Below are 14628 nucleotides of genomic sequence, written 5' to 3'. Positions count from 1 at the left end.
CAATAAGCATTGCCCGCAGGTTCTCCTGCGGGCAATGCTGTTTTAATCAGGCTGAAATGCACTGTAATGAACTGGTAAAACTCCCATATTGTTGTAGAAGGGGCGCATATCAGTGCTTGCCATCCATGCGGGGCTGAGCAGATTATAGCGCTCAAGATAAAGAGAGACGAAATGAACACTGGCATTGAAATCCGTGAGGCGCATTTTCCGGGACGGGCTCCGATTGATGCCTATGGAAATGGCGGGTTTCGTTTTGCGGAAATGTCGCATCGCGGTTCATTAATGTGTCTGCCATCCGGCATTCATGGCTGGGAGCCAAAACAGCCGCCAATTCTGACGGTGGCTGATCTGGATATGATCCTGCAACAGGCAAGCGATATTGAAATTCTGCTGGTTGGCACGGGTATGGATCTGCGCCGGATACCGGAAGATGTTAAGGCTGTACTGCGTGAGCACCGCATTTCTTCCGATCCGATGAGCACCGGCGCTGCTGTGCGCACCTATAATGTGCTGCTTGCGGAAGACCGCGCCGTTGCCGCCGCTCTGATTGCCGTGGAGTGAGAGCGTGGCTGAAACTGACAATAAAGCCGTGACACTTTCAGCGGCCGAGACCGGACATTATCAGCATTGCCTGCAATTTCTGCGCCAGAGTGATTTTGACCGCTATCTGGCTGTGCTCTATGCGCCGGAAGATAAGCGGCCTGCGCTTGCTGCACTCTATGCATTCAATGCCGAAATCGCCCGTATCCGTGATGTGGTACATGATGCATTGCCGGGGGAAGTGCGCCTGCAATGGTGGCGTGATCTTATCAATGGCACCGAACATGGTGCAGTGACCGGCAATCCGGTGGCGGCTTTACTGCTCAAAGCGATTGGTGAATATCAGCTGCCAGGTTCCGTATTTGATGCCTATTGTGAGGCACGGATTTTCGATCTCTATAATGATCCGATGCCGAGCCGCAATGATCTGGAAGGCTATTGCGGCGAAACCGCCTGCGCCATTTTGCAGATGGCGGCAATGATCTTGGATGCCGATGCGGCGAAATCTTCAGCTGAACTCTCCGGCCATGCGGGTGTTGCGCAGGCTGTCAGCGGTTTGCTACGGCTGATGCCTTTGCATCGCCGCCGCGGGCAGGTCTATGTGCCGGAAGATATGTTGCAGGCTGTGGGTGTTACGACAGAGCAATTTATCAAGGGTGATGACAAAGCGGCGATGCAGCGTGTTGTGGCTGTGGTGACAGCTCTGGCGCGGGAACATTACGCGGCTTTTGAAAAACAGCCGATGCCGGTAAGCTTGAAAGCTGCTTATCTGCCGGTGCGTTTGGTTCCGTTGGTGCTGAAACGTGCGGAGCGCAAGGCTGATCTGGTGGCCGAACAGAGCATTGACCTGTCACAATTACGACGCCAGTGGATTTATCTGAAATCCTCACTTAAAGCGTAATCAGAGCATTTTCGGTTTCGGCGTTTGACTGTGATCTAGAGCGGTTTACGTTCATGTTTGATCGCAGTGCTCGCTCTAGATTGCTTAGTTTATCGCATTATCCCGAACTGTCCAAGTTGACCCAACTTGACTGTGAAATGCTCAAAAAAAAGCCGCCCTTTGAGGCGGCTTTTTAAATATTACTGCTGTTCTTGCAACCAGACTTTGAAGTCATTCAGAGCCCGTGCGCTGAGAGCACGTTTTTTGGCCTGTGTCTTTTCCTTGCCGCGCAGGCGTACGCCTTCCTGTTTCGGAACTGTAACTTCCGGAAACAGGCCGAAATTCACATTCATCGGCTGGAAAGAACGTTTGCCCGGTTCATCATCACTGACGAGGTGACCGCCGGTAATGTGATTGAGCAAGGCGCCGAAAGCCGAAGTGACAGGCGGTGGCGGCAAAGTCTCGCCACGCTGCTGTGCAGCTGCAAAACGACCGGCGAGCAAGCCCATCGCTGAAGATTCCACATAGCCTTCACAACCGGTAATCTGGCCTGCAAAACGGATTTGCGGGCGGGATTTCAGGCGCAGACTGGTATCCAGCAGGATCGGTGAATTGAGATAGGTATTGCGGTGCAAACCGCCGAGGCGGGCAAATTCCGCATTCTCCAGACCTGGAATCATGCGCAAAATCCGGGTCTGTTCGCCATATTTCAGCTTGGTCTGGAAACCGACCATATTATAGAGCGTACCGAGCGCATTATCCTGACGCAGCTGCACAACTGCATAGGGCTTCACATCGCGATTATGGGCATTGGTCAGCCCCATCGGTTTCATCGGGCCATGACGCAAGGTTTCAGGGCCGCGCTCTGCCATTACTTCAATCGGCAGACAGCCGTCGAAATAAGGTGTGCCTTCCCATTCTTTGAACTCGGTCTTTTCACCGTCAATCAAAGCCTGAATAAAGGCCTGATATTGCTCTTTATCCATTGGGCAGTTGATATAGTCTTTGCCTGTGCCGCCCGGACCAACTTTGTCATAGCGCGACTGGAACCAGCAGATATCCATATTGATACTGTCAAAATGGATGATCGGCGCAATCGCATCAAAGAAGGCGAGGGAATCGGCTTCAGTTTCCTGCGCGATTGCCTCCGCCAGTTCTGCAGCAGTCAGCGGGCCGGTGGCGATGATGGTATTGCCCCAGTCTTCCGGTGGCAGACCTTCAACCACTTCACGCTGAATGGTGATGAGCGGATGCGCTTCAAGCTTTGCAGTGACCGCATCGGAAAAACCGTCACGGTCAACAGCCAGCGCACCACCGGCCGGAACCTGATTGGCATCGGCGCAGGCCATAATCAGCGAATTGGCCAGACGCATTTCAGCATGGAGCACGCCAACGGCATTGGTTTCAGCATCATCCGAGCGGAAGGAATTGGAGCATACAAGCTCAGCCAGTCCGTGGGTCTTATGCGCATCTGTACCGCGCACCGGACGCATTTCATGAATGATGACGGGAATGCCTGCTTCAGCAATCTGCCATGCCGCTTCGCTGCCTGCGAGGCCGCCGCCGATAATGTGAACAGGTGAATAGGATGATAAATTGGACATGCTTTGTCCAATACCGCTTTTGCAACGCAGCATCAATCACCTCTGTGTCAGATCACAAGCTTTTGCGGATAGGAATAATGGATAAAAAATAGCCCTGTCGCAGGAGGGAGGGCGACAGAGCTATCTTAAGGAGGACTGATATGGGGGGATATCAGTCAGCGCAGAATGGAGGACATAGTCCTGACAGCGCTATGCCTGCTGAAAAACGGGAGGGACAACAGCAGGCAATAAAACATGACCGGTACGGGAGGAGGAATACCGGTCATGAAAGGGGAGGATGTTTATCCGTCCGCGCCGGTGGTTGAAAAACTCCGGCACAGATATTTCGTGGCATACATACTATCAGTTCAGGCGAATTCCCGATCCTGACAGTTTTACCAATTACATACCGGCAGTGTTGGACTTGCGGGCGATGTAAGGAATGTCTGAGCGGGAGATACCAAGATCACCGAGTTCACGGTTGGACAAACGGTTCAGTTCGGAAACTGTGTCACGGTAACGGCGCCAGTTGTTGAAAGAGCGAATGATGTTCATTTTTAAAACCCTCGATTGTGTTCAGTTGTGTTGTGTAATCTGTTGTCCTGTATATAGCCCGGGTAATCAGAAATGAGGAGAGACAAGATTGCATAGCTCCTCTGCGAGCCTTGCAGACCTCATTTAAACGATTTAAATCGCTATTTAGTCGCTATTTGGACAAAATTGGTGCCGGTCGCAATTTTCGTTCGTTAAGCCGTGATTGCGGGTAATTTAAATGCGGTATGACGCATTAAGCCTCACAAAAATATCGCCTGTGGGTTGTGTAGAAATTGTGACATTTCAAGAGCTATGCAAAGCAGCACGGCATTAAGGTTAGCGACTGGTAAAATTGCGGGCTGGTTATTGAGTACCTGTGCGATTTTTGGATACTTGAATGCGGAGAATTTTCGTGGGAACCTTGTTTTCATGAAGGGGAACGGCTTGTTTATAGGGGGAGATCAGGTCGCTTGCTGAGTTTGCCTGTACTCATTGGCATGATCGTCGCCGGTATTATCACCGGCGCAGTGGCTGTTCATCTGCTTGGCGGTAACCGGCAGGCGGTTTTAGACAGCGATAAGGATGTGCTGGAGCGTTTCCGGCAGGATTATCCGGAAAGCCTGATCACCCGCATTTATTATACTCAAGACCGGCGCACTGCTTTTTTTGACTTGCCGCAGCAGGGAACCGGTATTGTTCATGCGGTGGGTGCTAAATTTTTGACACGTATTTTAAAAGCGCAAGATATTGCGGAAATCCGTAAGCAGGACGAAACAAGACTGTTTTTGCAGATGCATGATTTTACATGGCCTGCGGCTGCTTTTTCTTTTGCTGACAAAAAGACACGCGATCAGGTCTGTGAATGGCTGGAGCATTTCACAGTCAAGTTGGATCAACTTGACGCCCGTGATAGTGCGGCCAAATAAAGAATCTGGAGCGAGCGCTATGATCCAATCTGGACGTAAACCGCTCTAGTGCGGCCTCAACAATAAAAAGGGGAGTTGTCATTATGCATGATCCGGCATTCTTCGACGTGACACTGCTGGCAGTGCCATTATATCTCCTTGCGATTATGATTGAGCTGGTTGCTGTGCGCTATTGGCATCGTAAAGGTGAGTTTGAAACCCGTGATGCGTTGACCAGCCTGTTGATGGGCACCGGTAATGTTGTGGCAGGGCTGCTGCTCGGTTTTGTTTCTGTCACAGCATTGCTGTGGGTATGGCAGTTCCGTTTCTTTGATCTCGGCCTGCATTGGTGGGTTTTTATCGCTGCCTTTATTTTCGATGATCTGCGCTATTACTGGTATCACCGTATTGCCCATCGGGTGCGCTGGGTCTGGGCGGAGCATGTCAATCATCATTCCAGCCAGCACTATAATCTGACCACGGCACTGCGTCAGTCATGGACAGGGCAGATTACCGGCATGTTTATATTGCAGGTGCCGCTGGTATTGCTGGGCTTTCATCCGGCGGTGATTGCTTTCGTCTATGGCTTTAATCTGATCTACCAGTTCTGGATTCATACGGAAGCAATCGGCAAAATGTGGAAGCCTATTGAACTGATCTTCAATACGCCTTCGCATCACCGTGTGCATCACGCAACCAATCCGCGCTATCTGGATGCGAATTTTGCCGGTACGCTGATTATCTGGGACCGATTATTCGGCACATTTGTGGAAGAATTGCCGGAGGATATGCCGCGCTACGGGATTGTGCGCAATATCGGTACTTTCAATCCGGTGCGGGTGGCATTTCATGAATGGGCGGGGATGATGAAAGATGTGTTTGCTCCGGGTCTGAGCCTGCGGCAAAGGCTGATGTATATGGCAGCGCCGCCCGGCTGGAGCCATGACGGCAGCCGCAAGACATCGGAAGATCTGAAGGCTGATTATGTGCGCCTGAACCCTGATGAAGCCGGTAAGCCGGGATTGCCTGAGCGCTCGTCTTAATTTAACACGATAATAAAGCTATGCGCTCGTTTATTGCATCGGGCAGGTTTGTTCTCATGCAAACCGGAGCAACCATTATAACAGGATCGCCATTTGTCCATTTTTGTTTCCCTTGCACATCAGATTGACCAATGGCAGTCCCAAGGGCTGCTGGATCAGGAGACCGCAGACAGGCTGCGTCTTGATGTTAAAACCCGCAAGAACGGCTTTGGTATTGGCGGTGTTCTCGCTGTACTGGGTGCATTATTGCTTGGCGCGGCGCTGATCCTGTTTGTTGCAGCCAATTGGGAAGTCATACCGCGTGTCTGGCGCGTGGCGCTGATCCTGTTTGTCATGTGGAGCGGTTATCTTGGCGGCGCATGGCTGCAAAGGCGCGGTGAAAGCGGGCAAAGCACATTGGCAGCGATTTTTGCACCGGCGCTCTATCTGCTCTCGGCCATTACCTATGGTGCCGGTATCGCGCTGATCGGGCAGATGTATCATATGTCCGGTGATATGACGACGGCGGCACTGGCATGGGGCGTTGGCGTGTTGATTGCTGCGGTGCTGCTGCGCGCGCCGATTTTGACCGCTGCGGCATTGGGTATCGGTGGCTTTTATCTGTCAACCGTGCTGAATGAGCTTGGCGGGCAGGTCAATCTGGTTGCATCTTATCGCTGGGTTATGCCGCTTTATATTCTCGCCTGTGTCGGAGCCATTATCTACACAAAAGCGGATAAGGCCATGCATTTGCTGGCAGCGCTGACACTGGCTTATTTCCTCACTTTGTATTTTGACATTGAAAATCAGGCGATCCTGATCCTGATGATTGCCCTTGGCGCTGTGCTGGTGATTTGTCAGGGGCGCTGGCCGGCTTTTGAACGTTACAGCTACGGATTTGGCTCGCAGCTGGCCGGTTATGGTCTGGCTTCTCTGCTGATCGCGCTGTTTATCTTTCAGGTTGAGCATAAAGACTTGTTCAATAGTTATGAGGCCGGTGCCGATGCGGTCTATTCGCTGGTGGCAATTGCCGTCTGTGTTTTTGCGCTGATTATTGCCGGTGAAAAAAGCGGACAATTACGCTGGTTCGCCTATGCCGGTTTCTCTCTGCATGTGTTGTATCTGGCGACCGTGACTGTGGGGACGATGATTGGCACGTCCGGTGTCTTCCTGATTGGCGGTCTGCTGGTGATGGGGCTGGCTTATCTGGTTACCCGTATGGAAAAATATCTGCATGGCACACCTGCAAAAGCGGCGTCCGTTCATGATGGGGAGCAGCAGCCATGACTTTTCTTAAAAAACGCTGGCTTTATGTCGCTGCCATTATCGCGGCATTGCTGCAGTCGGGTGTGATGCTGGCAGGTGTTCAGCAGCGTATCAGTATTCTGCGCAGCGGTTCGGAAGTGGTGCTGCGGACTTTGCCGGTTGATCCGCGCGATTTGATGCGCGGCGATTATGTTATTCTGAGCTATGAAATCTCCCGCTTGCCTGCACATATGATTAGCGGTCAGCCGAAACGCAAAAGCGGCCTGAACTATATTTATGTCGTGCTGGCGAAACAGGCCGATGGTTCGTGGGAGGCGAAGCGGGCGCAATTTGATGTTCCGGATGCATTAAAAGATGGTGAAATCTTTTTGCGCGGGGAGGTTGAGGCTCCGTTTCAGCTCTTTGACAGCTATTCAATCCTGCCTGTTGTTTATGGCATCGAGCGCTATTATGTGCCGGAGGGCGAGGGGCTGGCTGTTGAAAATGCCCAGCGCGATAGCAACGTGGATATCGTCCTGTCAGTGAATGAAAAAGGTGTCGCGGCGATCCGCGCGCTGAGGATTGACGGCAAACAGGTTTTTGATGAACCGCTGTTCTGAGGTGAGGCGGCAAAGGGGAAGTGATAAGATCTGTGTATGACAGTCTCTTATCAAAAATAATCTGTTTTTCCCCTTTGAAGCCGGAAAATTGAATGCTATAGAGCGGCGCACATCAAAGCATACGTGCTTCGGTTGCGGATATGGCGAAATTGGTAGACGCACCAGATTTAGGTTCTGGCGGGAGACCGTGGGGGTTCGAGTCCCTCTATCCGCACCATTTTTATTCTCTTTGATCTTTGTAAGTCTTTGTAATTGCTGCGTGATTTATGCTGCAATTTTGGCGAAGGTGCGTTTTGGGTCGGTTTTGTGATACAGACTGTGTTACAAATTGGGTTACAATGCAGTTTGAGATGGCATCTTTTCTCATTGCCTGCTGTTTATAGTCTCCGCAGCAAATATATCCTGACGGGTCGTGCTGAATTTCATCAATTCTAAAACTTTATGGCCGAAGTTTCCGCATAATATATTTATGCTGATGCAGTCTTATCAAAGCTTTAGAAAGGTTTGAGACTATGGGAAACTATGGTGCGCGTTACGGGCAATATGCTCATGGATTTGGATGCTTGTGCCATAGTCCGGCAATCACACAGCTGAATGAACGCATTGGTCGCGGGCTGAGCCGCCGTTCCGTTCTGAGCGGCCTTGCGGCTGTGATGGCAGGTGCCGTGGTGGCTGATCCGGTTCAGGCGCTGGCTCAGACGCCCGTTTCTGTTGCAGGCCAGCCTGTTTTACTGAAAAATTTGCGCATTTTCGACGGAAAATCCTCAAAGCTGATCGAAGGACATAATGTTCTGGTGAGCGGCGGAAAAATTGCGGATATTCTCAAAGCTTCAGAGAATGTTGCTGATGCGCAGGTGATTGATTGTGGCAACCGCGTGCTGATGCCGGGTCTGATTGATGCCCATTGGCACAGTATTCTGGCGGCTATTCCGCAAATGGTGGCGATGACATCCGATATTGCCTATGTGCATCTTGTTGCGGCACAGGAAGCACAGCGCACTTTGATGCGTGGCTTTACGACCGTGCGCGATATGGGCGGGCCTTCCTTTGCGCTGAAGCGTGCGATTGATGAAAAGCGTATTCCGGGACCTCGCATTTATCCGTCCGGCGCGATGGTGTCCCAGACCTCCGGTCATGGCGATTTCCGCCAGCGCAGTGATATTCCGCGCCATAGTGCGAATGATCTGAGCCTTGCGGAATCTGCCGGTATAGCTGCAATTGCAGACGGTGAGGCCGAAGTGCTGCGTCGTGTACGTGAACAGCTGATGCTGGGCGCCAGCCAGATCAAAATTATGGTCGGCGGCGGTGTGGCATCGGCCTATGATCCGCTGGATTCCCTGCAATTTACCGAGGCTGAAATCCGTGCTGCGGTCATGGCTGCCAAGGATTGGGGCACTTATGTCTGTGCGCATGTTTATACGTCAGCCGGTATTCAGCGGGCGCTGGCTTGCGGCGTGCAGTCGATTGAACATGGCCAGCTGGCCGATGAGGAAACCGTCAGGCAAATGGCAGATGCCGGTGCATGGTGGAGCATTCAGCCGTTTCTGGCGGATGAGGATGCCAATGTTTATGCCTCGCAGATACAGCGCGACCAGCAGAAAATGATTGCCGAAGGCACGATCCGTGCATTTGAACTGGGGCCTAAATATAATGTCAAAATGGCATGGGGGACGGATATTCTGTTCAACCCGAAAGGCACAGCTTCGCAAGGACGTCAGCTGGCGAAACTGGCGCGCTGGTTTGATAATGGTGACGTGCTGAAAATGGCGACCGGCACCAATGCCGAATTGCTGGCGCTATCAGGAAACCGTAATCCTTATGGTGCAGCTGTCGGCGTTATCGAAAAAGGTGCAATGGCGGATATGCTGCTGATCGACGGTAATCCGCTGGAGGATGTGTCTCTGATTGCTGATCCGGACAAGAATATGAAGCTGATTATGAAAGACGGTGTTGTTTATAAAAATATACTGACTGCATAATCCGCATCGGTAAAAGGTCGATAAAATCCGATGGATTGCGGGTGAACATTCAATCGCATCTTGTATTTTGCGGGCGCTGATTGTAATGGGTTTGCGATAAATGGGATTCTGGCGCAATGCTGTCGCACGGGCTCTGTTACGAAATGTGACTTTATGCCGGTGAATGAGCAGATATTGTGCAGGAAATTCAATAGCAGAAATCAGGTATGGCTGCTTAAAATCCGTACCATTTATATATAGAGTCACTGTCATAATCCGGCAGGCTTTATATCCGTTCCGGGATGTCCCATAGCCTTTGCGCATATTTGTGCGCGGTATGTGACAAACAGAAAAACAAGAAATTTCGCTAGCCACGGCGGCTACGGTCATGCGGCCGGTCATGCGAAACGAAGACAAAGTGAAGGTTTTGACATGCAGGTTACCGAAACGCTCAATGAAGGGCTGAAGCGCGAGATCAAAGTCGTGGTTCCGGCACAGGATCTTGAAGCAAAGCTTGCTGAGCGCCTCGAAACCGCTCGCGGTCGCGCTAAGATCGATGGTTTCCGTCCTGGTAAAGTTCCTGCAGCACATCTGCGTAAGATGTACGGCAAGTCTTTCATGGCTGAGATCGTTAACGAAATTCTGAACGATTCAACCCGTTCGATCCTTGCTGACCGCAACGAAAAAGCTGCAACCCAGCCAGAAGTTGCAATGAGCGAAGATGAAGCAGAAGCCGAAAAGGTTCTGGCCGGTAAAGCTGATTTCGAATTCACCATGAATTACGAAGTTCTGCCGGCAATCGAAATCAAAGACGTTTCCGGTCTTAAAGTGACCCGTGAAGTTGTTGATATTTCGGACGAAGAAGTTGAAGAGCAGGTTAAGAAAATCGCTTCTTCCGCTCGTACTTTCGAAGCGAAAAAAGGCAAAGCTGAAGACGGCGACCGCGTTACCATGGATTACCTCGGTAAGCTGGAAGACGTTCCTTTCGAAGGCGGCGCAGATCAGGATGCACAGCTGGTACTCGGTTCCGGCCAGTTCATTCCGGGCTTTGAAGATCAGCTGGTCGGTGTAAAAGCCGGTGATGAAAAGCAGATCAAAGTTACTTTCCCTGAAAATTACGGCGCTGCTCATCTGGCCGGTAAAGAAGCAACCTTCGACATCACTGTGAAGGAAGTTGCTAAAGCTGCTGAGCTGGAACTGAACGACGAAGTTGCTAAGAAGCTGGGCATTGAAAGCCTTGATCGTCTGCGCACTGTTGTTCGTGAACAGATCGAAGGTCAGTACGGCCAGATCACCCGCCAGAAAGTTAAGCGTCAGATCCTCGACGGTCTGGATGCAGAATATCAGTTCGAAACACCAGAACGTCTGGTTAATGCTGAGTTCAACAACATCTGGCAGCAGATCAATTTCGACCTGCAGCAGGCTGGTAAGACTTTTGAAGACGAAGAAACCACTGAAGAAGCTGCTCGCGAAGAATATCGCAAGCTTGCTGAACGCCGTGTACGTCTTGGTCTGGTTCTTTCCGAAATCGGCGAAAAAGCCGGTGTAGAAGTAACCGAAGAAGAACTGCAGCGCGCTGTTTACGATCAGGTTCGTCGTTACCCGGGTCAGGAACAGCAGGTTTATGAATTCCTGCGTAAAACTCCTGATGCAGTTGCTAATCTGCGCGCACCAATCTTTGAAGAAAAGGTTGTTGATCACCTGCTCGGCACAATCTCCGTCACTGATAAAAAAGTGACCAAAGAAGAGCTGACAGCTGAAGAAGAAGGCGCAGCAGAAGAAGCAAAGCCTGCTAAAAAAGCTGCTCCAAAGAAAAAAGCAGCTAAAAAAGCTGATGATGCAGCTGAATAATCAGCCCGCATAAAGTTATGAGAAAGCCGCGTTGCAAAACGCGGCTTTTTTGTTTGCTGTCAGCGGTGCTTTACTGCCGGCCGTGTTGCGCTATTGTGCTGCAATGCAACCAAGACCGTATTATCATTTATGTAAATCGCTGAGTGACGAGCAGCCGCAGCCTGTTTGGCCAAAGAATGTGATTTTATCCGCCTTCCGGTCGGATATGATTGCAGAACTCCATGCTTTGCTGTCAGCCTCCTATCAAGCTGTTGGCAATACAGTGCCGCCATTGCGTGACTGGTGGCAGGCACTGTCCACTGATGAGGAATATGATGCCGGTCTGATTTTTCCGGTGACAGATATCCAAGGGCAGCTGATTGCTTTTGCGCATTGCTGGAGCAGTGCTTTTATCAAGGATATTGTCGTGCATCCCGACTGGCGCAGGCAGGGCATCGGCGAAGCCTTATTGCAGCATTGTTTTCAGGTTTTCCAATTACGTGGTGCTGAGAGTGTTTGTCTCAAAGTGGAGAGTAATAACCCCTTTGGAGCAGAGCGGCTCTATCGCAGGCTGGGTATGGTCGATATATGACCGTGCTGTGAGGTCATTTATCTTTACAAGCCCATGCTTTGTTACGGGAATTTGTACTTTTTCCGTCAATGCAGGGTGCACTGTTGCACCATAATGTTTATAGTCCGCGCCATGATCGTTTATTGATGCTGAAACAGTGCTGTTGTGATGCACAGAACACTTGCCAGTCAGGCCGGTTTGTTTTAGCCAGAAGCATGAGAAAACGGCGGAGTTTAACTCGCACCGCAAAACAGAGATTTAAGAGCCCATGTCCCTTATCGATACACGCACGCCAGACCCGAAACGCCTGATCTCCGGTGCCACCGGTGACTGGGAAATCGTGATCGGGATGGAAGTTCATGCGCAGGTGACTTCCAATTCCAAATTGTTCTCCGGTGCTTCCACCGAATTCGGTGCCGAGCCAAATGCCAATGTTTCGCTGGTGGATGCCGCGATGCCGGGTATGCTGCCGGTTATCAATGCGGAATGTGTGGCGCAGGCCATTCGTACCGGTCTCGGGCTGAAAGCACAGATCAATCTGAAATCGGTTTTTGACCGCAAAAACTATTTCTATCCGGATCTGCCGCAGGGCTATCAGATCTCCCAGTTCAAGCAGCCGATCGTGGGTGAGGGCACTGTGACTGTGTCTGTTGGCCCTGATTCCAAAGGCCAGTTTGAAGATGTTGAAGTTGGTATCGAGCGTGTACATCTGGAACAGGATGCCGGTAAATCCCTGCACGATCAGCATCCGAGCATGTCCTATGTCGATCTGAACCGTTCCGGCGTGGCGCTGATGGAAATCGTTTCCAAGCCGGATATCCGTTCGTCGGATGAAGCGCGCGCTTATATGACCAAGCTGCGCAGCATTCTGCGTTATCTTGGCACCTGTGACGGTAATATGGATCAGGGCTCAATGCGCGCAGACGTGAACGTCTCTGTACGTCGTCCGGGCGGTGAGTTCGGCACCCGTTGCGAAATCAAGAACATGAACTCGATCCGCTTCATCGGTCAGGCGATTGAATATGAAGCGCGCCGTCAGATCGGTATTCTTGAAGATGGCGGGAAGATTGATCAGGAAACCCGTCTTTATGATCCGGTAAAGGGTGAAACCCGTTCGATGCGCTCGAAAGAAGAAGCGCATGATTACCGCTATTTCCCTGATCCTGATCTGCTGCCGCTGGAATTCACACAGGCTTATGTGGATGAATTGGCATCAGCTCTGCCGGAACTGCCGGATGACAAGAAAACCCGTCTGGTCGAAACCATGGGTCTGTCTGTCTATGATGCATCCATCCTGATCACTGAAAAAGCCATTGCTGACTATTTCGAATCGGTTGCAGAAGGCCGTGATGGTAAAGTTGCTGCAAACTGGGTCATCAATGATCTGCTCGGCGCTTTGAACAAGGCCGGTAAAGATATTGAAGATGCTCCGGTTTCTCCGGAACAGCTGGGCGCTATTCTTGATCTGATCAAGGAAGGCACAATCTCTGGTAAAATCGCAAAAGACCTGTTTGAAATCGTCTGGAACGAGGGCGGTGATCCGAAAGAGATCGTCGAAGCCCGCGGCATGAAGCAGGTGACAGATACCGGCGCGATTGAAAAAGCCGTTGATGAAATCATCGCTGCCAACCCTGAAAAAGTGGCTCAGGCAAAAGAAAAGCCGACACTGGCGGGCTGGTTTGTTGGTCAGGTGATGAAGTCAACCGGCGGTAAAGCTAATCCGCAGGCTGTGAATGATCTGGTTAAAGCGAAACTGGGCATCGAATAATGTGGCTGCGCTCTGCAAATAAGGATGATCTGAAGGCCGTGCACCAGTTGCTGGTCAAAACATGGCATGCCACATTTGATGATGTGCTGGGTGTTGAGACCGTCAATAAGGTGACAGGTGAATATCATTCTGTTGCTGCGCTGACACGTAATCTGGCCAAGCCTTATTCGGAATTTGTGGTGGCGGATGACGGTGAGAGCAACCTCGTCGGCATGGCTTATGCCAGCCAGAGCAAAGACGGTATTGCGGAGCTGCACCAGCTTTATGTCGACCCTGAACAGCAGGTTCAGGGTATCGGCACCATGTTGCTGGCGGAGATTGAAATGGCTTTTCCTGATGTGGAGAAGCTTGCTCTCGAAGTGATTGCTAAGAATCAAAAAGCTCTGGACTTCTACACCCGCAAAGGTTTTGAAAAGACCGGCGAGACAAATGACTGGGGTACGCTCAATCTAGATATTCCGGTTATTAAAATGGAAAAGTCTCTGACAGGCTGGTCTATGTAACCGGAGCATCCGCGTTTAATTGTGCCTGTTGCGCTCGTACAAAGTTTTGTGAGTTAAGTGTTCTCCGGTGTTAAATGGGATCACTTAACTGAGAAATGCTGAAAACAGCGGCAACTTGACCCTTGCGACACGCCTCAGATAAGGGCATAAGCAGGGAATAATCTGCATGATCCTGTGCCTTTATGGTCAGGATAGTTCAGGATCCGGAAGTGCTATGAAAAAATTTATTATTCAGGTCTTTACCTGGTGGAACAGCCAGACTATCGGCACCCGTCTTCATACATGGCGCAAAGGTAAGCGCGTTGGCGAAGATGAGTTCGGTAATGTTTATTATACCGGTGGTAAGGATTCTGAAGGCCGCACCCGTCGTTGGGTTATCTTCAACGGCTATAGCGAAGCCAGTGCAATTCCTGCCGGCTGGCATGGCTGGATGCATCACCGCACCGACACGCCGCCGACTGAAGAAAACTATCAGCCGCGCGAATGGCAGAAGCCGCACCAGCAGAACCTGACCGGTACGCCTTATGCTTATCGCCCGCAGGGTGCGATCTCTGCATCCGGTCAGCGCCCTAAAGTGAGCGGCGACTATGATGCATGGACACCGAATTAAGTTTCAGTCCTGATAGATTTGACAGGCGGCATGGTTTTTCAGCTGTGCCGCCTTTATCT

Annotated in this window: 14 protein-coding genes and 1 tRNA gene; 13 read left to right on the top strand and 2 right to left on the bottom strand. The window is 51.0% G+C overall.

Annotated elements, in window-relative coordinates; translation table 11 throughout:
• Positions 1–171 precede the first annotated feature (171 nt).
• Together KHQ09_RS10795 and KHQ09_RS10790 are read left to right on the top strand one after the other, a co-directional pair.
• Positions 172–561: an Mth938-like domain-containing protein gene (locus KHQ09_RS10795; protein WP_213598225.1), complete on the top strand. Its 390-nt coding sequence runs from the start codon at positions 172–174 to the stop codon at positions 559–561.
• A gap of 4 nt (positions 562–565) precedes the next feature.
• On the top strand, positions 566–1441 hold the full coding sequence (locus KHQ09_RS10790; protein WP_238481778.1) for a phytoene/squalene synthase family protein: 876 nt from the start codon (positions 566–568) through the stop codon (positions 1439–1441).
• 179 nt (positions 1442–1620) lie between these two features.
• On the opposite strand, the gene trmFO is transcribed toward KHQ09_RS10790, so the two are convergent.
• Complete coding sequence (gene trmFO / locus KHQ09_RS10785) at positions 1621–3024, bottom strand: methylenetetrahydrofolate--tRNA-(uracil(54)-C(5))-methyltransferase (FADH(2)-oxidizing) TrmFO (RefSeq protein ID WP_213598223.1); 1404 nt, start codon at positions 3022–3024, stop codon at positions 1621–1623.
• A 381-nt stretch (positions 3025–3405) separates the two neighbouring features.
• Complete coding sequence (locus tag KHQ09_RS10780) at positions 3406–3558, bottom strand: DUF1127 domain-containing protein (RefSeq protein ID WP_022711474.1); 153 nt, start codon at positions 3556–3558, stop codon at positions 3406–3408.
• 449 nt (positions 3559–4007) lie between these two features.
• Here KHQ09_RS10780 and KHQ09_RS10775 point away from each other — a divergent pair, with 449 nt between their 5' ends.
• The 11 genes from KHQ09_RS10775 (at position 4008) to KHQ09_RS10725 (ending at position 14569) form a co-directional block, all read left to right on the top strand.
• On the top strand, positions 4008–4463 hold the full coding sequence (locus KHQ09_RS10775; protein WP_213598221.1) for a hypothetical protein: 456 nt from the start codon (positions 4008–4010) through the stop codon (positions 4461–4463).
• Positions 4464–4546: 83 nt separating this feature from the next.
• Complete coding sequence (locus KHQ09_RS10770) at positions 4547–5485, top strand: sterol desaturase family protein (protein ID WP_213598219.1); 939 nt, start codon at positions 4547–4549, stop codon at positions 5483–5485.
• A gap of 93 nt (positions 5486–5578) precedes the next feature.
• On the top strand, positions 5579–6751 hold the full coding sequence (locus KHQ09_RS10765) for a DUF2157 domain-containing protein (protein ID WP_213598217.1): 1173 nt from the start codon (positions 5579–5581) through the stop codon (positions 6749–6751).
• Complete coding sequence (locus tag KHQ09_RS10760) at positions 6748–7329, top strand: GDYXXLXY domain-containing protein (protein ID WP_213598215.1); 582 nt, start codon at positions 6748–6750, stop codon at positions 7327–7329. Before KHQ09_RS10765 ends, KHQ09_RS10760 begins: the two co-directional genes overlap by 4 nt.
• Before the next feature lie 134 nt (positions 7330–7463).
• Positions 7464–7546 (top strand) — tRNA-Leu (locus KHQ09_RS10755).
• 295 nt (positions 7547–7841) lie between these two features.
• Complete coding sequence (locus KHQ09_RS10750) at positions 7842–9308, top strand: metal-dependent hydrolase family protein (RefSeq protein ID WP_213598213.1); 1467 nt, start codon at positions 7842–7844, stop codon at positions 9306–9308.
• A gap of 411 nt (positions 9309–9719) precedes the next feature.
• Positions 9720–11138 carry a trigger factor gene (gene tig, locus KHQ09_RS10745; RefSeq protein WP_116087516.1) on the top strand — a complete coding sequence of 473 codons (1419 nt, stop codon included), beginning with the start codon at positions 9720–9722 and terminating at the stop codon, positions 11136–11138.
• 205 nt (positions 11139–11343) lie between these two features.
• Positions 11344–11709, top strand: coding sequence for a GNAT family N-acetyltransferase (locus tag KHQ09_RS10740; RefSeq protein ID WP_213598211.1), 366 nt, complete (start codon positions 11344–11346; stop codon positions 11707–11709).
• Between the two features lie 247 nt (positions 11710–11956).
• The gene (gene gatB, locus KHQ09_RS10735) at positions 11957–13456 is read left to right on the top strand and encodes an Asp-tRNA(Asn)/Glu-tRNA(Gln) amidotransferase subunit GatB (RefSeq protein WP_022711466.1); all 1500 of its coding nucleotides are present in this window, start codon (positions 11957–11959) and stop codon (positions 13454–13456) included.
• Positions 13456–13959: a GNAT family N-acetyltransferase gene (locus KHQ09_RS10730; protein ID WP_213598209.1), complete on the top strand. Its 504-nt coding sequence runs from the start codon at positions 13456–13458 to the stop codon at positions 13957–13959. The genes gatB and KHQ09_RS10730 overlap by 1 nt, the downstream gene beginning before the upstream one ends.
• A 214-nt stretch (positions 13960–14173) precedes the next feature.
• On the top strand, positions 14174–14569 hold the full coding sequence (locus KHQ09_RS10725; RefSeq protein ID WP_116087511.1) for an NADH:ubiquinone oxidoreductase subunit NDUFA12: 396 nt from the start codon (positions 14174–14176) through the stop codon (positions 14567–14569).
• Positions 14570–14628: the final 59 nt, after the last annotated feature.

The organism is Pseudochrobactrum algeriensis, assembly GCF_018436245.1.
Taxonomy (GTDB): Bacteria; Pseudomonadota; Alphaproteobacteria; order Rhizobiales; family Rhizobiaceae; genus Pseudochrobactrum; species Pseudochrobactrum saccharolyticum.
Note: the sequence above shows the minus strand (reverse complement) of the source record. Positions and strands in the feature narration are given on the sequence as shown.

Bases quoted from the DNA above. Each gene is read 5' to 3' on its own strand.
- KHQ09_RS10795 (WP_213598225.1), top strand. From the start codon at position 172: ATGAACACTGGCATTGAAATCCGTGAGGCGCATTTTCCGGGACGGGCT.
- trmFO (WP_213598223.1), bottom strand. From the start codon at position 3,024: ATGTCCAATTTATCATCCTATTCACCTGTTCACATTATCGGCGGCGGC.
- KHQ09_RS10780 (WP_022711474.1), bottom strand. From the start codon at position 3,558: ATGAACATCATTCGCTCTTTCAACAACTGGCGCCGTTACCGTGACACA.
- KHQ09_RS10770 (WP_213598219.1), top strand. From the start codon at position 4,547: ATGCATGATCCGGCATTCTTCGACGTGACACTGCTGGCAGTGCCATTA.
- KHQ09_RS10760 (WP_213598215.1), top strand. From the start codon at position 6,748: ATGACTTTTCTTAAAAAACGCTGGCTTTATGTCGCTGCCATTATCGCG.
- KHQ09_RS10750 (WP_213598213.1), top strand. From the start codon at position 7,842: ATGGGAAACTATGGTGCGCGTTACGGGCAATATGCTCATGGATTTGGA.
- tig (WP_116087516.1), top strand. From the start codon at position 9,720: ATGCAGGTTACCGAAACGCTCAATGAAGGGCTGAAGCGCGAGATCAAA.
- KHQ09_RS10740 (WP_213598211.1), top strand. From the start codon at position 11,344: ATGATTGCAGAACTCCATGCTTTGCTGTCAGCCTCCTATCAAGCTGTT.
- gatB (WP_022711466.1), top strand. From the start codon at position 11,957: ATGTCCCTTATCGATACACGCACGCCAGACCCGAAACGCCTGATCTCC.
- KHQ09_RS10730 (WP_213598209.1), top strand. From the start codon at position 13,456: ATGTGGCTGCGCTCTGCAAATAAGGATGATCTGAAGGCCGTGCACCAG.
- KHQ09_RS10725 (WP_116087511.1), top strand. From the start codon at position 14,174: ATGAAAAAATTTATTATTCAGGTCTTTACCTGGTGGAACAGCCAGACT.